Annotated in this window: 26 protein-coding genes and 1 riboswitch; of the genes, 24 read left to right on the forward strand and 2 right to left on the reverse strand. The window is 38.9% G+C overall.

The window, feature by feature from the left end; all coding sequences use genetic code 11:
- Positions 1-75 precede the first annotated feature (75 nt).
- The 10 genes from fur (at position 76) to C9J37_RS09600 (ending at position 9,801) form a co-directional block, all read left to right on the forward strand.
- Positions 76-540 carry a ferric iron uptake transcriptional regulator gene (fur, locus tag C9J37_RS09555; RefSeq protein WP_069510924.1) on the forward strand — a complete coding sequence of 155 codons (465 nt, stop codon included), beginning with the start codon at positions 76-78 and terminating at the stop codon, positions 538-540.
- 203 nt (positions 541-743) lie between these two features.
- On the forward strand, positions 744-1,646 hold the full coding sequence (gene xerD / locus C9J37_RS09560; RefSeq protein WP_107895140.1) for a site-specific tyrosine recombinase XerD: 903 nt from the start codon (positions 744-746) through the stop codon (positions 1,644-1,646).
- Between the two features lie 137 nt (positions 1,647-1,783).
- The gene (gene deoB / locus C9J37_RS09565; protein ID WP_107895141.1) at positions 1,784-2,965 is read left to right on the forward strand and encodes a phosphopentomutase; all 1,182 of its coding nucleotides are present in this window, start codon (positions 1,784-1,786) and stop codon (positions 2,963-2,965) included.
- A gap of 13 nt (positions 2,966-2,978) precedes the next feature.
- Entirely contained in the window at positions 2,979-4,229 is a 1,251-nt protein-coding gene (locus C9J37_RS09570) for a thymidine phosphorylase (protein WP_107895142.1), read from the forward strand.
- A 411-nt stretch (positions 4,230-4,640) separates the two neighbouring features.
- Positions 4,641-4,994, forward strand: a complete 354-nt coding sequence (gene spoIIAA / locus C9J37_RS09575) for an anti-sigma F factor antagonist (protein ID WP_107895143.1) — start codon at positions 4,641-4,643, stop codon at positions 4,992-4,994.
- Positions 4,987-5,427 carry an anti-sigma F factor gene (gene spoIIAB, locus C9J37_RS09580; RefSeq protein WP_107895144.1) on the forward strand — a complete coding sequence of 147 codons (441 nt, stop codon included), beginning with the start codon at positions 4,987-4,989 and terminating at the stop codon, positions 5,425-5,427. Before spoIIAA ends, spoIIAB begins: the two co-directional genes overlap by 8 nt.
- A gap of 10 nt (positions 5,428-5,437) precedes the next feature.
- Positions 5,438-6,226, forward strand: a complete 789-nt coding sequence (gene sigF, locus C9J37_RS09585) for an RNA polymerase sporulation sigma factor SigF (protein ID WP_107895145.1) — start codon at positions 5,438-5,440, stop codon at positions 6,224-6,226.
- 15 nt (positions 6,227-6,241) lie between these two features.
- The gene (locus C9J37_RS09590; RefSeq protein WP_107895146.1) at positions 6,242-7,684 is read left to right on the forward strand and encodes a spore germination protein; all 1,443 of its coding nucleotides are present in this window, start codon (positions 6,242-6,244) and stop codon (positions 7,682-7,684) included.
- A gap of 225 nt (positions 7,685-7,909) precedes the next feature.
- A complete protein-coding gene (lysA, locus tag C9J37_RS09595) occupies positions 7,910-9,229 on the forward strand; it encodes a diaminopimelate decarboxylase (RefSeq protein WP_107895147.1) in 1,320 nt (439 codons plus the stop codon).
- A gap of 200 nt (positions 9,230-9,429) precedes the next feature.
- Entirely contained in the window at positions 9,430-9,801 is a 372-nt protein-coding gene (locus C9J37_RS09600; RefSeq protein WP_107895148.1) for a GNAT family N-acetyltransferase, read from the forward strand.
- On the opposite strand, the gene C9J37_RS09605 is transcribed toward C9J37_RS09600, so the two are convergent.
- A complete protein-coding gene (locus C9J37_RS09605) occupies positions 9,798-10,301 on the reverse strand; it encodes a DUF309 domain-containing protein (protein WP_107895149.1) in 504 nt (167 codons plus the stop codon). The two genes, C9J37_RS09600 and C9J37_RS09605, sit on opposite strands and share 4 nt — an antisense overlap.
- 55 nt (positions 10,302-10,356) lie before the next feature.
- Here C9J37_RS09605 and C9J37_RS09610 point away from each other — a divergent pair, with 55 nt between their 5' ends.
- The 14 genes from C9J37_RS09610 to C9J37_RS09675 all read left to right on the forward strand — a co-directional run bounded on the left by C9J37_RS09610 (position 10,357) and on the right by C9J37_RS09675 (position 24,542).
- Positions 10,357-11,136, forward strand: coding sequence for a segregation/condensation protein A (locus C9J37_RS09610; protein ID WP_024361496.1), 780 nt, complete (start codon positions 10,357-10,359; stop codon positions 11,134-11,136).
- Positions 11,108-11,701 carry an SMC-Scp complex subunit ScpB gene (gene scpB, locus C9J37_RS09615; RefSeq protein ID WP_107895150.1) on the forward strand — a complete coding sequence of 198 codons (594 nt, stop codon included), beginning with the start codon at positions 11,108-11,110 and terminating at the stop codon, positions 11,699-11,701. The genes C9J37_RS09610 and scpB overlap by 29 nt, the downstream gene beginning before the upstream one ends.
- A gap of 80 nt (positions 11,702-11,781) precedes the next feature.
- Entirely contained in the window at positions 11,782-12,852 is a 1,071-nt protein-coding gene (locus C9J37_RS09620) for a D-alanyl-D-alanine carboxypeptidase family protein (protein WP_024361494.1), read from the forward strand.
- Positions 12,853-12,980: 128 nt separating this feature from the next.
- The gene (locus tag C9J37_RS09625; RefSeq protein WP_107895151.1) at positions 12,981-13,562 is read left to right on the forward strand and encodes a hypothetical protein; all 582 of its coding nucleotides are present in this window, start codon (positions 12,981-12,983) and stop codon (positions 13,560-13,562) included.
- A 329-nt stretch (positions 13,563-13,891) separates the two neighbouring features.
- Positions 13,892-14,623 carry a pseudouridine synthase gene (locus C9J37_RS09630; protein ID WP_069510902.1) on the forward strand — a complete coding sequence of 244 codons (732 nt, stop codon included), beginning with the start codon at positions 13,892-13,894 and terminating at the stop codon, positions 14,621-14,623.
- A gap of 275 nt (positions 14,624-14,898) precedes the next feature.
- Complete coding sequence (gene resA, locus C9J37_RS09635) at positions 14,899-15,432, forward strand: thiol-disulfide oxidoreductase ResA (RefSeq protein WP_107895152.1); 534 nt, start codon at positions 14,899-14,901, stop codon at positions 15,430-15,432.
- A gap of 13 nt (positions 15,433-15,445) precedes the next feature.
- On the forward strand, positions 15,446-17,119 hold the full coding sequence (gene resB / locus C9J37_RS09640; RefSeq protein ID WP_107895153.1) for a cytochrome c biogenesis protein ResB: 1,674 nt from the start codon (positions 15,446-15,448) through the stop codon (positions 17,117-17,119).
- On the forward strand, positions 17,116-18,297 hold the full coding sequence (ccsB, locus tag C9J37_RS09645) for a c-type cytochrome biogenesis protein CcsB (RefSeq protein ID WP_107895154.1): 1,182 nt from the start codon (positions 17,116-17,118) through the stop codon (positions 18,295-18,297). The genes resB and ccsB overlap by 4 nt, the downstream gene beginning before the upstream one ends.
- Positions 18,298-18,412: 115 nt before the next feature.
- Complete coding sequence (locus tag C9J37_RS09650; RefSeq protein WP_024361488.1) at positions 18,413-19,129, forward strand: response regulator transcription factor; 717 nt, start codon at positions 18,413-18,415, stop codon at positions 19,127-19,129.
- A complete protein-coding gene (locus C9J37_RS09655; RefSeq protein WP_107895155.1) occupies positions 19,122-20,897 on the forward strand; it encodes an ATP-binding protein in 1,776 nt (591 codons plus the stop codon). Before C9J37_RS09650 ends, C9J37_RS09655 begins: the two co-directional genes overlap by 8 nt.
- 240 nt (positions 20,898-21,137) lie before the next feature.
- Positions 21,138-21,671, forward strand: a complete 534-nt coding sequence (gene sigX, locus C9J37_RS09660; RefSeq protein ID WP_107895156.1) for an RNA polymerase sigma factor SigX — start codon at positions 21,138-21,140, stop codon at positions 21,669-21,671.
- Positions 21,668-22,954, forward strand: a complete 1,287-nt coding sequence (locus tag C9J37_RS09665; protein ID WP_107895157.1) for an RNA polymerase subunit sigma — start codon at positions 21,668-21,670, stop codon at positions 22,952-22,954. The genes sigX and C9J37_RS09665 overlap by 4 nt, the downstream gene beginning before the upstream one ends.
- Positions 22,955-23,204: 250 nt before the next feature.
- Positions 23,205-23,401, forward strand: a riboswitch (FMN riboswitch).
- A 224-nt stretch (positions 23,402-23,625) separates the two neighbouring features.
- The gene (locus tag C9J37_RS09670; protein WP_024361484.1) at positions 23,626-24,213 is read left to right on the forward strand and encodes an ECF transporter S component; all 588 of its coding nucleotides are present in this window, start codon (positions 23,626-23,628) and stop codon (positions 24,211-24,213) included.
- Between the two features lie 77 nt (positions 24,214-24,290).
- Positions 24,291-24,542, forward strand: a complete 252-nt coding sequence (locus C9J37_RS09675; RefSeq protein ID WP_167397284.1) for a phage integrase N-terminal SAM-like domain-containing protein — start codon at positions 24,291-24,293, stop codon at positions 24,540-24,542.
- A 792-nt stretch (positions 24,543-25,334) separates the two neighbouring features.
- Here C9J37_RS09675 and C9J37_RS09685 read toward each other — a convergent pair.
- On the reverse strand, positions 25,335-25,493 hold the full coding sequence (locus C9J37_RS09685; RefSeq protein ID WP_107895160.1) for a YesK family protein: 159 nt from the start codon (positions 25,491-25,493) through the stop codon (positions 25,335-25,337).
- Positions 25,494-25,551: the final 58 nt, after the last annotated feature.

Raw genomic sequence — 25,551 nt, forward strand, 5'->3', positions numbered from 1 at the left:
ATTTGAAATCTATTCACTATCTTGTAATAGGATTTACTCCTTTGGTATAATGAAATAAGTTTAGGGGGGCGTCACATGGAAAGCCGAATTGATCGTATAAAAAAACAGTTGCATAGTGCTAGTTATAAGCTGACGCCGCAGCGAGAAGCAACAGTTGCTGTTTTGCTAGAGCATGAAGAGGACCACTTAAGTGCGGAGGATGTCTATCTTTTAGTAAAAGATAAGGCACCAGAAATAGGTCTGGCTACTGTTTATAGAACGTTAGAATTACTAACAGAGCTTAAAATCGTCGACAAAATCAACTTTGGTGATGGCGTATCACGCTACGATTTACGCCAAGAGGGAGCTGCGCATTTCCATCATCATCTCGTTTGTATCGAGTGCGGTGCTGTAGATGAAATTCAAGAAGACTTACTTGAAGATGTGGAAGCCGTTGTTGAGAAACGTTGGAACTTTATTATAAAAGATCACCGACTAACTTTCCACGGTATTTGCTGGCGTTGTCATGATAAAAACGACGAAACGAATGAAGAACAATAACGAGAAACTGTCTGATGAAATCTTACGTATAGATTGCATCAGGCAGTTTTTTGTTTTTTTATGCATAATGTGATGCTCTATTATTCTAGTAAAGGAATGATAAGCCTCTAAGCAAATTACGTTTAAGCTATAGTGTAGGCTTTTCGCACTTTTTTTATAGGCGTGCTAAAATAGAGAATAATTGACAGTGAGGGGGCGTTGTGATGAATGAATTTCAATATGCAATAGAGGATTATATCCATTTTATCCAGGTAGAGCGGCAATTATCCGTTAATACATTAGCATCCTATCGCCGAGACTTAGAAAACTATGTCCATTTTTTGCAAGAAGCTGAGGGAATGGCTGATTTTCGCACTATTGAACGCACAACAATTTTGCGCCATTTAGAGCAACTGCGCATGCAAGGAAAGACGAGCCGTACTGTTGCACGCCATATCTCATCCATTCGTAGCTTCCACCAATTTTTACTTCGAGAAAAGCGCACAGAAACAGATCCTACGGTGCATTTAGAAATGCCAACGATTGAACAAAAACTTCCAAATATTCTATCGATTGAAGAAATCGAAGCATTGCTGGCAGTACCGAATCGCAGCAAACCACAAGGTGTTCGAGATGTAGCAATGCTTGAGCTTTTATATGGTTCTGGCATGCGTATAAGTGAGCTGATTGCACTCGATTTGGCTGATATCCATCTAACGATGGGCTTTGTACGTGTATTTGGAAAAGGAGGCAAGGAGCGCATTATTCCGCTTGGTAAAAGTGCTCTTTCTGCATTGGGTGTTTATTTAGATGGTGCACGAGGTACATTACAGGGGAAATACCCAAAAACAGATGCCTTTTTTATTAATCAACGAGGGAAACGTTTAACAAGGCAAGGTTGTTGGAAATTAATGAAGGAGCACGCATTAAAGGCGGGCATCCAACATGAGCTTACACCACATACGTTACGTCATTCCTTCGCTACCCATTTAGTGGAAAATGGAGCTGACTTACGTGCAGTGCAGGAGATGCTAGGGCATGCAGATATTTCCACGACTCAAATTTATACGCATATTAGTAAAACGAGACTTTCAGAAGTCTACAAGCAGTACCATCCGCGTGCCTAACGTGCCTAATAAAAAATAAGTGACAGATAGAGCTTTTTTCTTGTTTAAGGAAAATATATTACTTAGTCGGATGTCTGACCTTTATCCTTTCGCTTGTTTTTGGTAAAATGGAATCGTGAGATTAGGAGGCAATAATTATGAATAAAGCATTTAAAAAAATCCATGTCGTTGTCATGGATTCAGTTGGGATTGGTGAAGCACCAGACGCAGCTAAATTCGGCGATGCAGGCGCACATACTTTAGGTCACATCGCTGAAAAAATGAATGGGCTTACAATGCCCGTGATGGAGTCGTTTGGCTTAGCGAATATCGAACCACTGCAAGGACTGCAAGCAACAAATACACCGCAAGCATACTACGGTAAGATGCAAGAGGCATCTGTTGGGAAAGACACAATGACAGGACATTGGGAAATAATGGGTCTTAATATTGATAAACCATTTAAAGTGTATCCTGAAGGTTTCCCTGCCGAACTGATTGCCGAGCTTGAACAACGTACAGGACGCAAAGTACTGTGTAATAAGCCTGCAAGTGGTACACAGGTGATTGAAGACTTTGGACAGGAACATATGGAGACAGGGGCTATTATTGTCTATACATCGGCTGACCCTGTGTTACAAATTGCTGCGCATGAAGAAATCATTCCACTGGACGAACTTTATAAAATTTGTGAGATTGCACGTGAATTGACATTACAGCCCGAATATTTAGTAGGACGCGTGATTGCACGTCCATTTATCGGTACGCCAGGTAACTTTACACGTACGCCAAATCGTCATGACTATGCGTTAAAGCCTTTTGGACGTACAACGATGAATGCTTTGAAAGATGCTGGTCTCGATGTAATTGCTATTGGTAAGATTTCTGATATTTTCAATGGTGAAGGGGTTACTGAAGCAGTTCGTACAAAAAATAATATGGACGGTATGGATCAATTCGCTAACGTCGCAAGACAAAATTTCCACGGTATTAGCTTCTTAAATTTAGTAGATTTTGATGCCAATTTTGGGCATCGTCGTGATCCGCTTGGCTACGGTAACGCATTACAAGAGTTTGATGCGCGTCTTCCTGAAATTTTACAGGCAATGACAGAGGATGATTTACTTATGATTACGGCTGACCACGGTAATGATCCGACATTCCCTGGTACAGACCATACACGTGAATACGTACCACTAATTGTCTATTCACCACGTTTTAAAGGTGGAAGCGAGCTTGCTCTTCGCGAGACTTTTGCAGATATTGCAGCAACTGTCGCTGAAAACTTCAAAGTAGAAGCACCACCATTCGGTAAGAGTTTCTTAAATGATTTAAAATAAGGAGGAATTGTCTATGAATATGGTGCAGCTTTTTGAAAAGAAAAAACAAGGCAAAGAACTGACACAAGCTGAAATCCAATACTTTGTTGAAGGCTATACAACAGGTGCTATTCCGGATTATCAGGCGAGCTCATTGCTAATGGCTATTCGCTTACTTGGTATGACTGATGAAGAAACGTTTTATTTAACGAAGGCAATGATTGAATCAGGTGATGTAATTGACTTAACTTCAATCGAAGGTTTTAAAATTGATAAACATTCTACAGGTGGTGTCGGTGATAAAGTCACGTTAATCGTCACACCAATTATTGCTTCTCTAGGAATTCCAGTGGCGAAGTTTAGTGGTAAAGGCTTAGGTATTACAGGTGGCACAATCGATAAATTAGAATCAATCCGTGGCTTTAAAACAGAATTATCGTCACAAGAATTCATTGATAATGTCAATAAACATAAAATTGCGGTTGCTGGTCAGACAGGCAATCTTGTACCTGCCGACAAAAAACTATATGCATTGCGAGATGTGACAGGTACTGTCGACTCTATTCCGTTAATTGCTGCGTCGATTATGAGTAAAAAAATCGCAAGTGGTGCAGATGGCATTGTGCTAGATGTCAAATGTGGCTCTGGTGCCTTTATGAAAACGGAAGAAGAAGCGAAGAAATTAGCTGAAGCGATGACAGCAATTGGTGAAAAATTAGGCCGTAAAGTTGTCGCTCATATTAGCGATATGGATAATCCTTTAGGAAAAATGATCGGTAATAAACTTGAGGTAGTAGAGGCGTATGCCTTGCTAAAAGGTCGCTTAGAAGAAACGCACGCAGACTTATTAGAAGAGTGCATTATTATTTCTTCTCTAATGTATCAGATTGCGGCTGGAGTAGATAAAACAACAGCGGTAGCAGCTGTCAAAAAAGTGTTGGAAGATGGCTTAGCAGCTGCGAAGTTTGAGGAATTTATCGTAGCACAGGGCGGCGATTTAGCGGATATTGTGCAAAATGACACAGCACATAAGGTGGCTGTAAAAGCAGCGTCAGAGGGTGTTGTAGCGTCGATTAATGCATTGATGATTGGTGAAGCAAGTGTTAGTCTTGGCGCTGGTCGTTTAACGAAGGAATCTTCGCTTGATTATGATGCAGGCATCCAGCTAGTCGCGAAAAAAGGTGACCGTGTCAGTGCGGATGAAACAATTGCCTATCTTTATTCAAACAGTGAAATTAACGACGAAACAATCACTAAAGTACAGCAAGCCTATTCAATGGCATAAGTATAAATAGCAGAAAACGCTAGTTTATGGTAGCAAAGGCGGTGATTCTGCTCAGAACGCACAAAATGTAAGACGCGACAGAGACGGTTGCGGCTTACTGTGCTGAGCGGAAAGCACCGCCGAAGCGGACAACAACGGCGCAGCAAAAAAGTGTTAGATTGATGGCAGTCAATCTAACACTTTTTTTCGTTCTACTCGTATTGAATACCTATAAATTAGCTTTCTACAATGACACACTGACAAAAAATGTAGACGACGTTTAAAACCTTTTGATTTATCCCATACTGCACTTAACCTAAAAGCAATAAGAATGTCGATTTGACACTATTTCAAGAGACTTTGCACTAGTTCTGTCAACAGCAAGGATTTGTTATATGGAATGTGGAATTGCACGAGGAGGAGGCGATGTTCATGCATTTTCAATTAGAAATGGTAACAAGAGAGACAGTCGTTATACGTTTATTTGGGGAGCTCGATCATCATGCAGTAGAGCAAATTCGGGCTAAAATTTCTACAGCAATTTTTCAGGGGGCTGTAACGACCATCATTTGGAATTTTGAGCGACTATCGTTTATGGATAGTTCAGGTGTAGGCCTAGTGCTTGGTCGAATGCGTGAGTTAGAAGCAGTTGCTGGACGAACGATTTTATTAAATCCATCGCCGACAATGCGAAAAGTATTTCAATTTTCAGGCTTAGCTCCGTGGGTGATGGATGCAACAGAGGAAGAAGCGATTGATCGAGTTAGGGGGATTGTAAATGGATAACGAAATGACATTAACTTTTTTAGCAATTAGCGAAAACGAAGCCTTAGCACGTGTGGCGATCACAGGCTTTATCGCACAATTAGATCCAACAATTGATGAGCTATCAGAATTTAAAACAATTGTCTCAGAGGCTGTTTCCAATGCCATTATTCACGGTTATGAAGAAGATGGCAAAGGGGTCGTTACAGTTCATGCAAAGCGTGAGGATGATATTGTAACGGTGTCTGTGATGGATAAAGGTGTAGGCATCGCGGATGTAAGTCAAGCAATGGAGCCTTTGTTTACGACGAAAAGTGCAATGGAACGTTCTGGTATGGGCTTTACCATTATGGACAGCTTTTCAGATCAGTTGACCGTCATGTCCAAGTGGCAGGAAGGTACAACTGTAACGTTTACGAAAAAATTTTATTCGGTTCGCACGGCGGTAATGTGAGGTTGCTATCGTGAAGCCGATAGAACAGTCGTCCGATAAGCTTTTGTCACAGGAGGAAATGCGTGATTTAATTGCGCGTTCACAACAGGGCGATCATGAAGCTCGTAAACGAATGATTGAGGGGAATACGAGGCTTGTGTGGTCTATCGTCCAACGCTTTACAACAAGGGGCGTGGAGCTCGAAGATTTATTTCAAATAGGCTGCATTGGCCTTATGAAATCGGTAGATAAGTTTGATTTAGCGTACGATGTGAAATTTTCCACATATGCTGTCCCGATGATTATCGGTGAAATCCAGCGCTTTTTAAGGGATGACGGCATGGTAAAGGTGAGTCGTTCAATTCGCGAGCTCAACTTTAAAATCCGCCATGCGACGGATGAATTTATTAAAAATAACGAGCATCCCCCGACCATTCAAGAATTAGCGCAGGTTCTTGGCGTCACGACTGAGGAAATTGTGACAGCGTCGGATGCTTTAAGGGATCCAGCTTCCTTGCATGAGCAATTGTATGAAAGTGAAGGGGATTCCATTACATTAATGGACCAAATGAAGGATGAAAAATCAGAGCAACCGTTTGACTATATTCCGTTAAAAGAAGTGCTGACAAGACTTGATCCTAGGGAACAATCCATTATTTATTTACGCTATTTTTCAGATTGTACACAAACTGAAATCGCAACTCGTCTTGGCATTTCGCAAGTACAAGTATCTCGTTTAGAGAAAAAGATTTTAGCGCAGTTGAAAAGTTGGATGGCGACGAGTGCCACGGTAGAACACGGAGTAGAAAAAGACATCTAAGAAAATGGTGACAGCATGACAAATAAACTATTTAACAGCTTAGAAGAAGCCGAAGATTTTCTTAAAGAGCAATTTGGAGACGGCGAATCATTTGACGTAGGTATTAAGCATTTATTTGTCAAAGATTTGCCGGTTCTTTGTGCATATATTAGCGGACTAGTAGATGGGGAAGCCCTGACGCAATTACTATCCAATATGTTACCTGAAGAAGACATTGATATTGATGATGAGCGAGAATATTTTGAAGCACATTTCAACTTTCATGGTCGTTCTGAAGAAACTGAACGTAAAGCCTATTTGCTCGCTATTTTAAGTGGGCAAGTAACATTTATTACGAAAAGTGGTTACTGTTATATTGCGGAGCTTCGAAATTATCCAGGGCGCTCACCAGAAGAGCCAGATAATGAAAAAGTAATTCGCGGTTCTAGGGATGGCTTTACAGAGGGGATTTCACAAAATACAGCTTTAGTTCGTCGACGCATTCGCAACAGTAATTTACGCTTCGAGCTACATAAAATATCCAAGATCGGCCAAACCGATGTCGCAATTGCGTTTATGAAGGATATTGCAAATGAGGAAATGCTCGATAAATTGCGACAGCGTCTTGGTCAAATTAATCATGATGGTTTAACAATGGCCGATAAATCGCTAGAGGAATGGCTGTTTAAGCAAAAGTTTCACCCAGTTCCATTTGTACGCTATACAGAACGTCCTGATATTGTCGCTGCTCATTTATTAGAGGGGCATGTAGCTATTATGGTGGATACTTCACCTTCTGTTATTTTAGTACCAGTTACGATGTTCCATTTATTGCAGCATGCTGAAGAATACAGACAAGCGCCTACTGTCGGGACCTTTGTGCGGTTTATGCGCTATATTGGAACAGTTATGGGTTTACTTTTATTGCCCTTATGGTATTTATTTGTAACGAATGAATCATTATTACCTGATTCGCTATCTTTTTTAGGTAGTCAGGATAAATCACATATTCCGATATTACTGCAAATTCTAATCGCCGATATTGGGATTGAATTTCTAAGGATGGCCGCCATCCATACCCCGACACCATTGTCTACTGCGATGGGTTTAGTAGCCGGGGTAATCATTGGGCAGATTGCCATTGATGTTGGTGTGTTCTCATCCGAAGTTGTGTTGTATACAGCAGTAGGAGCAATCTTTACGTTCATTATTCCATCTTACGAGCTAGGTATTTCGATTAAGCTCTTCCGATTTGTTTTGCTCATTATGACAGGTATTTGGGGAGAAGACGGATTATTTATTGGATTGTTTTTATTATTTACCTATTTATGTTCATTACGTCCATTACAAGCACCCTATTTATGGCCGCTCGTTCCATTTTTCCCAACTGCGATGCTTCGCGTCATTATCCGCTTCCCTATGACGTCGGATGCACTAAGACCATATGTAGTCGCTTCCAAACAGAGAAAAAGATCATAGGAGCCGTTGCACTCACTTTTTTCATGTGATAAAGTTCACATATAGTATTTTGTGATTTTTGCAAAAATTATCTTTGCTAGTGAATGGTTATGTGTTTTTATCTTGTGACATGCCAATACCTGCTAAGATTAGACAATGTCTCGATGGGAATGTTTGAGTGAGGACTGACATACCACGAGGTTCGCAAATGTCACAAAATGGAGACGTGAAAAGGGAGAGATGCAAATGCATTTATATGGAACACAAGCGATTTCTGAAGACGGACATTTAACAATAGGACAAGTAGATACATTAGAGCTTGCAAAAGAATATGGTACGCCATTATTTGTGTACGATACAGCGCTTATTCGTAAGCGAGCACGCGGCTTTATCGATACATTTAAAAAGCTAGGGGTAAAGGCTGAAGTAGCGTATGCTTCCAAAGCATTTGCATGTGTAGCGGTGTATCAATTAGCAGCAGAAGAAAACCTATCCTTGGATGTTGTCTCTGGAGGGGAGCTATTTACAGCATTAAAAGCGGGATTCCCAGCAGAGCGTATTCACTTCCATGGTAATAATAAAAGCATTGCAGAATTGGAGCTAGCCTTTGACTCAAAAATTGGCTGTATTGTTGTAGATAACTTCTATGAAATTCAGCTTTTAAAAGAAATTGCTGAGCGCCGTCAACAAAAAATGCGTATTTTATTACGTGTCACACCAGGTGTTGAGGCACATACGCATGATTTTATTACGACAGGGCAAGCGGATTCTAAGTTTGGCTTTGACTTAAACAACGGTCAAGCCGATCAAGCATTTGAGCAAACTTTTAAACACGAATACTTACAGCTTTTAGGCTTACATTGCCATATTGGCTCTCAAATTTTTGATACAGCTGGCTTTGGCTTAGCAGGTGAAAAACTAATCGACAAGATTTCTGATTGGAACAAGACTCACGCTTTTACGTGTACTGTGTTAAACTTAGGTGGGGGCTTCGGTATTCGCTATACAGAAGAAGATGCACCGCTTGAGCCACAAGTGTATGTAGAGGACATGATTACTGTTGTGAAAAATAAAGCAACTGTACTTGGACTAACAATGCCAGAAATTTGGATTGAACCAGGCCGTTCACTTGTCGGTGATGCAGGAACATCACTTTATACTATCGGTTCTCAAAAAACAGTACCAGATGTACGTAACTACATTGCAGTTGATGGCGGAATGAGTGATAATATTCGTCCTGCATTATATGATGCAAAATACGAGGCAGTCATCGCTAATAAAGCCAATGCACCGAAAGAAGCAACGTACACTGTAGCTGGAAAACTTTGTGAATCGGGCGATAAATTGATTATCGATGCAAAATTACAAGAGGCAGCTTCTGGTGATGTACTAGCAATCTTCTGTACAGGGGCATATGGCTACTCGATGGCAAGCAACTACAACCGTGTACCACGTCCGGCAGTGGTATTTGTAGAAAATGGACAGCATCAATTAGCTATTAAACGTGAAAGTTACGAAGATATTGTACAAAATGATCTCCCGCTAACGTTAAAAAAGGGTGAATAAATTTGAGAAAAAACAAATGGGTATTATTGGCATCTATGACGACATTTATTTTGTTGTGGGGCGTTGTCTATTGGGTGTTAGCGTCGCAAGGTATTCTCGGCCCTGGTTCGTAAGACAGAAAATTGGCTTGCGGTAATAGTACAAATCGTGTAGGATAGTCAAAGATTATGTACAGCTAGAAAAAGAGGGAATAGACAAATATGTTAATTCGATATAAAAAAGCTTTCGAGAAAATAGCAATGGGGCTACTCTCGTTTATGCCTAACGAAAAAGACATAAAAAAGCTCACAGAGACAATCCAATCCTATGAAAATGATGATAATTGGGTATTATACTTATGGAAAAAGAACGATGAATACGTTGGTATCGTCGGGCTTGTAACAGACAATCACACAGCAACAATTCAGCACGTTTCTGTAGTTCCTTCTTACAGAGGAGAAGGCGTAGCAAAGGAAATGCTACAAGAAGTGGCAGAACTTGACCAATACGAACAATTGCGTGCAACGGATGAAACGCGTGAATTTGTTCGCAAATGTATACAATGTAATGAAGAAAAAGCAGACGAAAGTTAACGTCTGCTTTTTCTTTGTTTGCTTTCTTGTCGTTCAGCAAGAATATGTGAGCGATCACGTAGCATATGTTTATGAAGAAGATAGTTAGGGTTGCTTTCCGGTAAAAGCTGTATGCGAGCTGTTACTAAATTTTGTAAAGTAGGTGTCAGCGGTAATTGAAAAGCTTGAAAGGACTTGCCCATTTGAATATGGCTAAGTGTTTCGGTTAATTGTAATAGAAGTTTTGTGTAGTCGATTTCGTTAAAAAACACATTGCCTTTATTGACTTGAAAATTAGTGAGTGCTTTATGTAAGATTTTGAAAGCACCCGTTGCGTTGCCACGACGCCAATGATATAATCCTGTCGCTAGTTGAACATAGCCAACAAGAGGATGCTTTTTATTGCCAGGCGCAATGTCTTTCCAATATTCCTCAAGCACTTCATGGCATTCAAAAAAATCCCCATTGCCGTTGAAATAGGCACAGTAATCAATAAATAAAGTATGGTGCTGTGGATGCATTTTGAACTCCTTTCCACTATACTAAAAGAACATTGAATATCAGGGTGGTAAAATAATGTCTTATGAAGTAAAGTTAGAAGCCTTTTCAGGTCCTCTGGATCTATTATTGCATTTAATTCACAGATTGGAAATTGATATCTATGATATTCCAATGGCTGAAATTACGCAACAATATATTGATCATATCCATGCGATGCAGGTGCTTGAATTAAATGAGGCGAGTGAGTATTTAGTGATGGCGGCAACACTTTTGGCTATTAAGAGCCGAATGCTATTACCGATACATGAAGGAGAGCTAGAAGATGCGGAAATCGAAATCGATGGCCCTGACCCTCGTGAAGAACTGGTACAACGTTTAATAGAGTATAAAAAATATAAAGAAGCGGCAAGTAATCTACAAGAGCTTGAAACAGATAGAGCACAGGTATTTACAAGACCACCTTCAGATTTATCGGAATTAGCACCTGATGAACAGATGGCGTTATTCGATATGAACGTCAATATTTATGATATGCTTGGCGCCTTCCAGAAGCTGATGCGCCGAAAAAAATTAAAGAAGCCATTGAAAACAACTGTCACGAGGCAGGAGCGCTCAGTAAAGGAGCAAATGCGTTCTGTTGTGAATTCTTTACGTTTAACAGGTGGACGTGCATCATTTTTCGAGCTTTTTCCTTATGAAGATAAACCAACACTTATTTTAACGTTTCTGTCACTGCTTGAACTGATGAAACGTCAAATTGTCATTGTAGAGCAAGATGGTAATTTTGAAGAACTAACGGTCACATTACAGAAGGAGGAATGGGATGATGACGAAGACAATAATCCTACAGAGTAGAATTGAAGCTTTATTATTTGTTGTAGGAGATGATGGCTTAACAATTAAGCAATTAGCACAGCTACTTGGTGAAGCAGAAGAAGTAGTTGCGCCCGCTATGGAGGCACTGCGTGTAGCATTTGACGAAGATGATACTAGAGGAATTACAATAAAGGAAATCGCAGGTGTTTACCAGTTAATTACAAAACCGCAATTAGCAGATACGATTCAAAAATTAGTAGAAAATCCAACAGCGCAATCCTTGTCTCAGGCTTCTTTAGAAGTGTTGGCCATTGTGGCGTATAAACAGCCCATTACACGGGTAGCCATCGAAGATTTACGTGGTGTCAAATGTGAACGACCACTGCAAACGCTCGCTTCAAGAGGGCTAGTGAAAGAAGTAGGACGTTCTGAGGGGACAGGTCGTGCGATTTTATATGGCACAACGAAGGAGTTCTTAAACTACTTCGGATTAAATAGTATTGAAGAAATGCCTCCATTACCTGAGGAGGACAATGGTGAAGTAGAACAAGAAACAGATTTATTTATGACTAAATTCCAAGAAACGTTTAGTGGCGTTAAGTAATCAAAAGAAAAGTGCTAATACGCTTTCCTTTTAATTTTCATAGTTCTACTTATCTATCACTTAAAATAAGGAGTGGCTTGTTGCTACGGTTACGACGATTAATGGTATTCATGATAGCTGTGGGAATCTTAACTATCCCACAAAATGGTTTAGCAAGAGGCGGAAGTGGGTATGTCGTGCTTGACGGTGAGACAGGTCGAGTATTATCAGGTTCTAATAGCGATGCGAGGCTCCCCATTGCGAGCTTAACAAAAATTTGGACAGCTCTCGTCGCGATTGAAAATAGTGATCTTCAAGATGAAGTCATTATTTCTCCTAAAGCTGCAATGGCTGAAGGCTCCTCCATTTATTTGCAAGCGGGCGAGACGGTGACGGTTGAAACGTTATTATATGGTTTAATGTTACGGTCAGGTAATGATGCTGCGACAGCATTAGCAGAGCATGCAGGCGGTTCGGTAGAAGGCTTTGTCAAATTAATGAATGAAAGAGCAGTGATTGCGGGACTTACCAATACCGTTTTTATGAACCCTTCAGGTTTGCATCACGACGAGCATTTGTCTTCAGCAAGAGATACAGCTGAAATGCTAAGAATCGCACTTCAAAACAAAACCTTTGAGAAAATTGCATCTACCGTTCTTTATCGTGCCAATACAGTAAACGGTATACTTTGGGAAAATAAGCATCGTCTATTGCGGGAAGGATCTGGTGTCGCAGTTGAAGTAGATGATGAGACGGAGCAACCTGTAAGCTCATTAAAATCGGCAACGGGAACAGCTTTTGCAGGAAAGACTGGTTTTACAAAGGTAGCAGGACGAACGTTGGCAACCGCTTTTCAAAAAGACGGGCAAACATGTATAGTTGTGACGTTAAATGAATCGGATGATTGGAATGTTCACAGAGGCTTAGCGAATGAAGTATGGCAAAACTATAATATGGAGACGGTTGTGAAAAAGGGAAAATATAATGTCAATGATAAATTGGCTATCCGATTAGAGCAACCAATTCAATTGCAATTAAATAAAGAAGAAAAAAAGATTGCAAGGCAAGTACTGCAAATTTCTAGAAAAAGAAAGGAAGCAGTATTGTCGATTTTTCTAGGGGAAGAGCGAATTTATGCTATACCCGTTAAAGTAGAATCAGCGGATCGTTAAAAGCGATGCGCTGATTTTTATTTATGCTATATATTCTATATATATAAAAGAATTTTATATTTATCGTAATTAGTGTAAAATTATGTTAGTTAAATTGTAAAAGCATGGTGGCAAGGAGGGGGACAATTATGGCTACTACTAAAGTGAATCGAAAGCACAATCAAATAGCAGTCATTATTGTTTTATTTTTATCAAGTTTTATCGCTCCGTTTATTTTGCTATTCCCTATTCAAGAGCTGCTTTATCGACCGAATGACTATTACCTTTTTGAGACTACTTTTAAAGCGTATATTATATTAATGATTGCTTTAATTGGCATGGCGATCGTTCTTTTGGTAAATATAATCATTGTCCCAAAAACAAAAAAGGGTAGAAATATACAACGGGCGATTGTCGGTACATCTTGGTTGCTCGTCCTGTTATTTTTATTTTTATGTATTAATCATTATCAAATAATGGATGAAAAAGGGCTCCATACGAATGCATTTTTTAGTTTGCAAGAAGATTTGACAAGCTGGGAAGAAATCATTAAAGCAGAACAAACAAACGTGCAAAAAGATGGTGTGACGAAACCAGATAAGTTGATTTTTACGTTGCATGACGGCTCGACAATTGAACAATCTTTAACAGCTAAGTTAGCAAAGGCAAAACCATTTATCAATCTTGAATTAAGTAAAAATGGCGTTACCATAGAAAATGTATATCAATAAAAAAAGCTACCTAAAAGGGTAGCTTTTTTTAGGGTGCCAGACACCGAAACAAATATGAATATTCAGAATATTTTGGGTGTCAGGCACCTTTTTTTAAAATTTTGTGGTTTGGTCTATATTAGAAATAAATCGAATAATAGCTAGGTTATTTTATGTAGTGCTAAGACAATTAAATGAGAAACTAGCAAATAATACACTATTTAGAATAATCGTATTACTAGTGCGGAATGAGTTTCTCTTTTATATTGCACAAAAGTATGACATAATTTTCACAGATTGACGGGAAAAATAACCTTCAAAAGGTTACATTTTTAACTAGAGGTGAAACAATGGAAAGATTACAAAAAGTGATTGCATATGCAGGTGTCGCTTCAAGGCGTAAAGCTGAGCAATTGATTGTAGAAGGTAAAGTAAAGGTAAACGGCGTTGTTGTACGTGAACTTGGAACGAAGGTATCCAACTCGGATACAATTGAAGTAGAAGGTGTAAAACTTGAGAAAGAAGATAAAGTTTACTACTTACTATATAAACCACGTGGAACAATTTCGGCAGTAACGGATGATAAAGGACGCAAAACTGTCACAGATTTATTTAAACATATTCCGCAACGTATTTTCCCTGTTGGTCGTCTAGATTATGATACATCTGGATTATTATTACTGACAAATGATGGAGAGTTTTCCTATATGTTAACGCATCCAAAATTTAAAATTGACAAAACATACATTGCACGTGTTAAAGGTGTACCAACAATTGAGGGCTTAAAAAAGCTACAACGTGGTATTCAATTAGAAGATGGCAAAACAGCACCAGCAAAAGTAAGTATGACTTCCTTTGATGAGCAAGCGGGCAAGGCGATTTGTGAAATTACAATTCACGAAGGGCGAAATCGTCAAGTGCGTCGTATGTTTGAGGCAATCGGTACACCGGTTGTCAAACTAAAGCGTGAACGTTTTGCATTTTTAGATTTATATGGTCTAACACCAGGAGAATATCGTGAATTGTCGAAACATGAAGTCAAGCAACTGCGTGTGTTAGCTGAAACTGGACAAATCGGCTAAACGAATAACAAAATGGAAAATGTATATACCGCTATACGTATGGTGGGTTTTTCACTTTCCTCGTGTGAAAACGTTCATAAATCATTCATAATTAATAACTAAGCGAATTTGTATCATTTTGCTATAATAGGTGAGAATAGTACACCTGTTTTAATTTTATCCAGCAAGCGCGTAAACAAAGTAAGTCTCGGGGGAGATAGAACAGATATTTCTTAAGTGGAAGTGAAATATCGACAAATACCCTCGAGGCGTATTTGAGTAGGGGGTTTATTAACTTGGAGAAAAAGAAAAAACGTCTCGTAACCCGCACTATTATTTTAGCCATCTTAGCGATCGCGATTGGGTATACCGTATACGGGACAGCGACAAAGGAAAAGGTAGAGTTAGTAGCTGTTGGCTCTGAAGCACCGAACTTCACGTTAGTAGATTTAAATGGCGAGAAACACAAACTGTCTGATTATAGAGGACAGGGGGTATTTTTGAATTTCTGGGGAACTTGGTGTAAACCATGTGAGAAGGAAATGCCAGCAATGAATAGCCAATACCAAGTTTTTAAGGATCTGGGTGTACAGACATTGGCTGTCAACATTGCACAAACTGATTTAGAAGTACAAAATTTTGTTGATAAGTACGACCTTACATTTCCTGTTGTAATTGACAAAACAAAAAGTGTTATGACTGCTTACAATGTTGACAATTTACCTGCAACAGTTTTAATTGATCCGGACGGTAAGGTAGTGAAGATTACTACTGGAGAAATGACAGAGGCGACAATCGCTTCTTACATGGAATTAATAAAGCCAAAATGAGGGGTAATAGACGATGGAGAATATTATTTGTGCTTGTGGACATAGTAATCCGTTTGGCACGAAGCTCTGTGAGAAATGCGGTCGTCCTTTAACCGAAGAAGAAAAGCAAAATAAAGTTGTCGACATGCGGTATGATGGTACGGCTATTCGCTCAAAAACGTACAACAAATCAATTGTCGACAAAATTTGGAATTTTTTCTCAAGTGTTAAAGTAGGGATAGCATTAATTATTATTACATTAATAGCAGCTTCAATCGGAACGTTACTACCGCAAGAGTTTTACGTAAAAGCTTCTGACATGGAAAAGGGAGCCTATTACGAGGATGTTTATGGTTTTGTGGGGAAAATCTATTATACATTAGGGCTGTCTGATTTATATAGCTCTTGGTGGTTCCAAATTTTAGTTGGAATGCTTGCGGTATCCATTATTGTTGCCAGTCTTGACCGTGGTATACCACTTTATAAATCATTGAAAAATCAACGTGTTAAGCGCCATGAAAGTTTTTTAAAGCGCCAACGTATTGTGGCAGAAGGACAAATAACAGCAAGTCCTGAAGAGACGCTTAGTAAAGTTGAAAAGAAAATGACTGAGATGAAATACATTGTTCGTCGAGACGGCAGTGCTTTGTTAGCAGAAAAAGGCCGCTTCTCTCGTTACGGTCCGTACATAAATCATGTAGGCCTCATTATCTTTTTAACTGGGGTAATGTTGCGTTTAGTTCCTGGTTTCTATGTCGATGAATCGATATGGGTACGTGAAGGTGAAACACGTGCAATTACTGGCATGGACGGTTATTTTATTGAAAATCGAGACTTTATTTTAGAAACACATGATAATGCACCACAAGGTGAACAGCTAAAGCAAGGTGTTAACGTCGTTGCGAAAAACTTCCAAACGGATATTACGTTATATAAGCAACCTAAAGACGCTATTGCTGGTGATACGGAAAATCTAGAAAAGGTGAGAGATTATTCAATTCGAGTGAATCATCCTTTAAAAGAAGAAGGCTATGCACTATATCAAATGGATTATCGCTTAAATGAATTGAAGCAAATGAATTTCCAACTAGTAAATAAATCAACGGAGCAATCACTTGGTAAAGTAGGAATTGATTTAACAAACCCTAAAAAAGAATACGATTTAGGAAATGGTGTATCTGTTAAATTACTTGTTTACACACCAGACTTCTCTGGGTTTGAAAATGGTGTACCGCAAACAGCGACGTCAGTTCCTAATAATCCAGCATTTCTATTTAAAATGACGACACCAGAAACACCAAAGGGTGAAACTAGCTTCGTTGCGATTAAACAAACATTAGAACCACTAGGTGAAAACCAATACAAAATGAAGTTTGAAAGCGTGGAAACACGCGATATGTCTGGTTTTACAATACGTAAAGACCGCACAATCCCAATTTTATTTGTTGGTGGTATTATTTTCATGATCGGCGTTGCAATCGGTTCATATTGGAACCACCGTCGACTTTGGTTACAAGTAGAGCCTGATGGCCATGTGCTGATGGCTGCTCATGTCAATAAAAATATGTTCAGCATGAAAAAAGATTTAGATGCCGTGACTGCATTTGCTGGCCTACCGCAATATAAGGATCAGTTAGAGCCGTCTGAAGAAGGCGAAGAGTCCACAAATCGTGGCAATACTAAAAAGGAAGGTGACAACACCTTATGAGTTTGATTGACTTAAGTGGAAATCTATTATTTGTTGCATTCTTAGCCTATCTAGTAGCTACTTTACTATTTGGCGGCGCCATTAAACAATCCAATGCTTCTGGCAAAAACACAGACAAATGGGGTAAACTGGCAATTGTCGTAACAATTATAGGTTTCCTTTCACAAATTGGTTATTTTATTACACGTTGGGTTTACACAGGTCACGCACCTGTTAGTAATATGTTTGAATTTACGACTGCTTTCGGGATGTTTATTGTTGGCGCATTTATTTTAATTTACTTTATTTATCGCCTAACAGCGCTTGGTTTAGTGGCGTTACCTGTAGCGTTATTAATCATTGCCTATGCATCGATGTTCCCGACAGAAGTAAGTCCATTAGTACCGTCACTGCAAAGTCATTGGTTAACAATTCACGTTATTACGGCTGCAATGGGGCAATCGATTTTAGCGATTAGTGCAGTTGCAGGTTTAATTTATTTATTAAAAGTTGTAGATTTAAACAAACCTTCAAAGCAACGTTTCTGGCTTGAAGCAGTTATGTACTGCTTAGTTGTTGTGCTTGGCTTTGTTATTGTGTCATCTACATTTAGTGCGATGGATTATGAATCGAAATATACGTATATCGATAAAGAAGGTATGTCTCGCCAAATTACTTATAATTTGCCACCGATTTTTGGGATGAATGAGTATGAGGTAGTAGAGGAACATGGCATGTCTCCATTAGTAGAAATGCCTGCACTGATTAATGCTAAAAAATTAACAACGGTCGTTTGGTCATTATTAATAGGCTCATTACTATACTTATTCATTCGCCTTATTGCACGTCGTCGCATAAGCGCGATATTCCAACCGCTTGTTAAACGTGTAAATCTACAATTACTGGATGAAGTCGGTTATCGTTCTGTTATTATTGGTTTCCCAGTATTTACATTAGGTGCACTCATTTTTGCGATGATTTGGGCACAACTTGCGTGGAGTCGTTTCTGGGGTTGGGACCCGAAAGAAGTATGGGCCCTTATTACATGGTTATTCTATGCAGCATTCCTACATCTACGTTTATCTAAGGGCTGGGAAGGTGAAAAATCTGCTTGGTTAGCATTAATTGGCTTTGGTATTATATTATTTAACCTTATTGCCGTTAACTTAATTCTTGCAGGTTTACACTCCTACGCGTAACAGGGGAACAAAAAGCCTTTTCGCTGCTGCGAAAGGGCTTTCTTTTCTTTTCAAGTCGTAACGTACCATGTACAATAGAAGGGTAGAGAAAGATCGGAAGAGAGGGATCGTGAAAGTGTCAGAAAATATTTCAGTATTAGTAGTAGACGACGAGGATCGTATTCGACGCTTATTAAAAATGTATTTGGAGCGCGAAGGGTATCAAGTTGACGAAGCAGAGAATGGTGAAGAAGCGATCGAAAAATCTTTAGAAAAAGAGTACCACTGTATTTTACTAGATATTATGATGCCTGAAAAAGATGGGCTTGAGGTATGTGCAGAAATTCGCGAAAGAGCTGCAACGCCAATTATTTTATTAACTGCAAAAGGCGAGGAAGCAAACCGTGTACAAGGCTTCGAGCTTGGAGCAGATGATTATATTGTAAAGCCATTTAGTCCTCGTGAGGTGGTTCTACGCGTAAAAGCGATTTTACGTCGTTCACAAGCATTTTCACCTACGACAAATGCATCGTCATCAAAAGATTTAGTTGTATTCCAACATTTGATGATTGACCATGATGCGCACCGTGTAACAGCGGAAGGTATCGAAGTAAATTTAACACCAAAAGAGTATGAATTATTGTACTTCCTTGCAAAATCTCCAGACAAAGTATTTGACCGTGAACAATTACTAAAAGAGGTTTGGCATTATGATTTCTTTGGAGACCTACGAACAGTCGATACCCATGTGAAGCGTCTACGTGAGAAGCTGAATCGTGTATCAGAGAACGCAGCGAAAATGATTGTCACTGTTTGGGGCGTTGGCTACAAATTTGAGGTTGTCAATGAATAGAATATGGAACAGTGTTGTCGGGAAGCTATGGGTAACCATATTGCTTCTCGTTTCATTTGTATTATTTGTTTTCACGGTTTTAATGCTCGAATTTCTTCAAAACTATCATATGCAGCAAGCAGAGATTTCGCTGCGTCAAACGGCTGCAACAATAGCGAGTATAGTGGATGACAATGAGACGGCAGAATCGACTTCGCAACTCCTGACAGATATTTTACCTGAGGGTACAAATGCACTTATCGCCATAAATCATTTGGAAGTCTCATTTGCGCTGCAAGAAGGCGTCAACAAGAAAGAAATTCAAGATGAAATATTAGCGAATAAATCCTTCCATGAAATTTTCCAATCAGATGAACCAATTATAAAGGAAATGATGATGCCATCTTCAACTGATAAAGGAAAAATGGAATCCTATGTCGTGCTAGGGTTTCCACTAAATGTGGAAAATGAAGTGCATGGCGCTGTATTTATTTATCAAAGTCCAGATGCGTTACATAAAACATCGAAAGAGACGACCAAAATTGTCTTTTTAGCGGCATTTATTGCGTTTGTGTTAACGACATTTTTTGCATTTTTCTTATCATCCCGTATTACATCACCATTACGTAAAATGCGTGAGCTAGCTTTTGAAATTGCAAAAGGGAATTTCGAGGCAAAAATGCCGACAACGCAAAATGATGAAATCGGCCAGCTAGCTGTTGCGTTCAATCAAATGGGGCGTCAGCTAAAGCATAACTTAGAAGTAATCAATCAAGAAAATGAGCAATTGTCCAATATTTTAACATCCATGACAGATGCCGTTATAACGTTTAACCGTGATCGAACAATTTTACTGAGCAACCCGCCAGCGGAACGTTTAATGCAAAAATGGTTTGTTAATAAAGGCTCGCAAAGCGCAAAGCCTATTCCACCTGAACTCTATCATATGCTCGATCATGTACTAATGTTTGAAGATAAGTTAGAAGAAGAAATAGAAATGGATGGAAATTATTATACATTTACGATTAGCCCGCTCTATAGTGGGGAATTAATTCGTGGAGCAGTTGCTGTAATCCGTGATATGACAGAGCAGCATCGTTTAGAAAAGCTACGTTCTGATTTTATTGCCAATGTATCACATGAACTACGTACACCGATTTCCATGCTGCAAGGCTATTCAGAGGCATTAATGGATGATGATTTTATTCAAGATCAAGAAGAACGTAATGAAATCACGAAAATTATTTATGATGAATCGAAGCGTATGGGACGTTTAGTAACCGATTTATTGGATTTAGCGCGAATGGAATCAGGACATATGACACTGTACAAAGATGAAGTACCGATTAATTCGACATTTGAACGTATTACGCAAAAATTCGCTCAAGTGGCAAAAGAAAAACACGTGCAGCTTTTATTTAATAGTGAGTTTGATAATGATGCCCGCATCAGTATGGATGAGGATCGTATCGAACAAGTGTTAACAAATTTAGTGGATAATGCACTGCGTCATACAGACGAAGGTTCTGTCATTGTCAAGATAGAGCAAGAGCCAACCTTTGCCAAAATATCTGTTCAGGATACAGGACATGGGATTCCACAGGAAGATTTACCATATGTCTTTGAGCGTTTTTATAAAGCGGATAAAGCACGGACACGTTCTAAAGGCGGAACGGGTTTAGGGCTTGCAATTGCTCGGAATATTGTCAAGGCCCACTCTGGCAATATTATGGTCGATAGTGTGTTAAAAGAGGGCACAACCTTTACTTTCTATTTACCATTCGAATAAATTCATGAAGAAGTCCTTGTAGCTGATGCCATCTGACAATGCTCTTTCATGCTTACACGGGTCATTGGTATAGTTAGAACTAGCTGAACTAGTTGGCAACAATACCAATACCTGTTAGGGGCTATACGTCGGCTTGTGCTCGGGTTTAGACACATAGCAAAATTAAGACCAAAATATTATTTAAATGTAACTTGTGCGAGTGTTAGACGACAAATACTATGAGAACGGGGGTGGAGTGCTTTGAATGACTCCGTGTTCCATCGACTATACGATGCATACCATCAAGACGTGTTCCAGTTTCTTATTTATCTAGTAAAAAATCGCACACTTGCTGAGGACCTTGCACATGAGGTTTATGTCCGTGTGCTGCGATCTTATGAACAATTTGCAGGGAATAGCAGTGAAAAAACTTGGCTTTTTGCTATTGCTAAAAATGTCGCAATTGATCATTTTCGAAAGCAGGCTGTGCGCCAAAAACATTCACTCGATTTTTTTGACTGGGAAACGGAACAATTACATTCAACCACACCATCACCGGAAGATGTGCTACAGGCCAGTGATGAATTAAAGCAGATAGAGTCTGCACTTGAAAATTGTACAGGGGATCAAAAAATGGTTATTATTATGCGCTATTTCCAAGATTTATCGATTACTGAAACTGCGCAAATACTTGATTGGACAGAGGCAAAGGTTAAAACGACGCAACATCGAGCCATTAAGTTTTTAAGGCAACATCTACAACAGGTTAGGGAACAGGAGGCGAAAAGGCAATGACACATAAACAATTTGACGATGAACAACTTGAACAAATGTTGAACAATGCCCCGAAGCTTACTGACCACCGCTCGAAAGACGAAGTGTTAAAAAGATTGCTTGCTGATGCACGTTTACAAGACAATATACATCTTCAAGAGGCTATACAACCAGTAGATGAGGCAAAAGAACAACAAGCGCAATCATTGCCTGCTCAAGAAAATACTGAACCTATAAAACGACGCAAGAGTAGGTGGCCTATTTTAAGTAGTGTTGCTGCAATTTTTGTACTATCAATAGCAGGGTACATCTATGTATCGAACAATTCTTCCGTGAAGGATGAAGCAAACGCCCCAATCGAAAATTATTCTTCTGTGCAGGAGGATCGGTCGGTCACAGAAAGTGAAAATGCAGATGCAGATAGTGTAATGAAAGCGAATATTGGTGCTGAGCATGCTCGTATCCTATCGTTGCGGACATCTGTTTACGAAGATGATTTAGTCGATGCAGTCGTTTTCAGAATTGGATTACCTGGTGGTAAGGCTGATAGCATACCAATGACCTATATTATTCCGAACAAAAAAATAACTGCTGATTTTGGGAAGAAGAAGCCAACAACTTTACAAATGTATGAAAAATACGCACCTCAAATTGATGAAGAAGCAATGGGTTTAACAGACTATCATCCGTACAAAGGTGAGTTAAAAGAAGAAGGTAAAACGCTTGTGCACGTATTACCAGAAGAAAATGATTATGATGTAGCTTCGGCATCCGTCACGAAATATTTAAACTCGTTAAAAGATACTTTTTCTGAGTCCGAATATAAAGCCATTGCCATTAAACAGGCAGATGGTTCTGATTACGAGTTTTCGCAAGCAGAAGAGCCGAGTGAGCCTATAGCGCTAACAAAAGATAATCATTACAATTATTATTTATATACAGAGGGAAACGGGACTGAATATTTATCGCCTGATCTCCATCAAACGTATCCTACTGTGACAGAGGCTCTACTGGCGATGCGAGACAAAAAGGATGATGTTTATGTGCCAGTTGTTCCGGAAAATGTCACATACACTGTAAAAGAAGAAGAAGATGGGGTTGTGGTCACATTTGACGCACCACTTGATTTAACGACAATGGATGCCGTACGGGCAACACAATTGATAGAGGCGATGATGTTGACTGCGTCAAGCTTTGATAAAAAGATACGTTTAGATAACATTGTACAGGAAAGTTGGGAAGGCTTTGATTTAACAAATTTTTTACCCATGCCTGTAGGTGCCAATAAACAAATGATGCCATAATATAGAAAACAGCTATCAGATAGTAGATAGCTGTTTTTTATAATGGAAATACCGCGGGTAAAGCACCTTGATTCGCGGGTAAATGATAAAATACCGCGGGTAAGTGACTTTGTTCCGCGGGTAAGCTACTCCATTATTTCTCGCAAAGTGCTTGATTTATTAAAACATACAAATTTAATCGGATTATTTTAAGCAGAAGTATTTACTTTTATGTGATAAAACATTATAGTTAGTTTATAAAATAATATTGATTCATCTTCGGGGCAGGGTGAAAATCCCGACCGGCGGTAATAGAGTTGTAAATCGCTAGTGTAGTAGTAAGCTACAGTAGCTCGCATGATTTACTAGATGGCTCTTCAGCCCGCGACCTGTGCAAAGATTTTTTTGCATGGCTGACTTGGTGTAATTCCAAGGCCGACAGTATAGTCTGGATGGGAGAAGATGAAGGTACGATCGTCATTCGTTGTTACGAATTAAGCTATGTGCGAACGTTTTTTTAGTGTGTCTTTAAATGCACGCTATGCACAAAAAATAGCTAGTAATGGCGTTATTTACTCATGCCTTTTCTCCCTTATGCTGATTTGCATAAGGGTTTTTTCGTGAAAAACAATCGATTACGTCGTAACCTTTCTTCTTGCAAGATTGAATCAGCAAAGAGGAGAGAGTTTTCAATGAAGAAAAATGTCAAACTGCAATCGTTTATTACGATTGGTATGCTGAGTAGTATTTCGTTTTTATTAATGTTATTTAATTTCCCGATTCCACCGTTCCCAGCCTTTTTGGAAGTGGATTTCAGTGATATGCCTGCCTTACTTGCAGCCATCACGATGGGCCCAGTAGCAGGTATTTTAGTAGAGCTATTTAAAAATGTTTTAGATTGGATTTTCTCTGGTACACCAACAGGAGTGCCAGTTGGTCATATTGCAAACTTTGTAACAGGCATATTATTTATTTTACCAGTATCATTTATTTTTAACCGTTTTAAAACGATTGGAGGTCTTGTTGGAGGATTAGCAACAGGAACGATTGTGATGGCGGTTGGAATGAGCTTGTTAAATATCGCAGTATTTTTACCGATGTACACTTACTTCTTAGGTATGGAGCCAGTCGTTGGCGATTCATTATACACAATGATTGTTGCAGGCATTTTACCATTTAATATCGTGAAAGGTGTGTTATTAACGGCGATTATGGCATTGTTATTCACGACGATGCGCAAATGGATCAACCAACAACGCACAATGTATTTATCGAAATAAGCGTAAAAAAGTATGATTTAGGATAGTGTTCAAGTAATGACACCTTATTAGACTGTTATGTCTAGGAGGTGTTTTTTTTGTTGCTTAAATATGCAATTTCAGATTTTCTTTCCGAAAAAGAACTACAAAATTTAAGTGGAAATACATTAAAAGGTTATGCAAAATTTTTTCGAGAGTTTAAAAGATGGACTATGGAACAGGAATTAACAGATGCTTCTGAAGTTACACAGGCACATATTAAAAGCTACTTATTGCATTGCAAGAATGAACGAGGAAATAACCCAACTACAATTAATGTTAAGCTAAAAAAATCTCAATACCTTTTTTAATCAGTTACTTGATAACGAGTATATTAAATCTAATCCATGCAAAAAGGTAAAACGTCAAGAAACTGACCATCGTATAGAAGTATTTACAGATTCGCATATTCGGCAGATGATTTCCTATTACAGAAGCTATTGGGGGCAGAAGTAGATTAGTAGTGCAACGTGAGTAATCTCACTTTAACAAGGGCAAACATATACGGATACCTCAAATGACGGATTCATGTTGCAATGGCTGACTATGTTATACATTCTATTAAGTTAGTTTCTGAAATGTAGGCAGTCATATTTGCACCAAGCCGTTGATTACTAGAAAATAAACATAAGGCAATAATCTTTATTCAAAGTGATAAAAAGGCATATCAAGTGTGTAAGAAATATGCGCAGCACTCTACGTTTGTTTGTTGAAAACACAGTGATTATCTAAAATTTGTAAATGAGGTAAATGTTAATTCCATTATAGATGAGGAAAGATCTGATTCGCTTTTCTTAATTGCTACTTCTGCATTGGATGTTGGAGTGAACATTAAGGATTCAGATGTTTCAACATATAACTATTGATATGCTCGATACATATACTTTTATCAAATGCCTTGAAAGAAAAAGACTAATTGATGATATGGAAGAAAAAGTGAATGTCTTGTTTAGAAGCTACACCAATCAACAGGTAGGTGGCTTTATTTCAAAAGAAGCTTCTAAGGTGTGTGAGAGCATAACAAAAGGACTTGCATATATGAAAATCAATCATAAACACAAGTCCTGTTCTTAATGAAGTGAAGCATCTGATTATGGTATAAATTACGCAATTACTTTTTTACTAGAAATGCCAATTATAGTACCTATCCATGTTCCTAATAGAACGCTAATTGCAACGAATCCTAGTCCCATACCGTCCCAACCACCAACTACTAATATGCCGTATACATATTGCCTACCTCTAATCAACGGATGATACATCTAATCGCCCCTTAATTTGCAAAATACATTTTCCACTTCACTATCATTATTGCATTCA

The organism is Lysinibacillus mangiferihumi, from assembly GCF_003049665.1.
GTDB classification, from domain to species: domain Bacteria; phylum Bacillota; class Bacilli; order Bacillales_A; family Planococcaceae; genus Lysinibacillus; species Lysinibacillus mangiferihumi.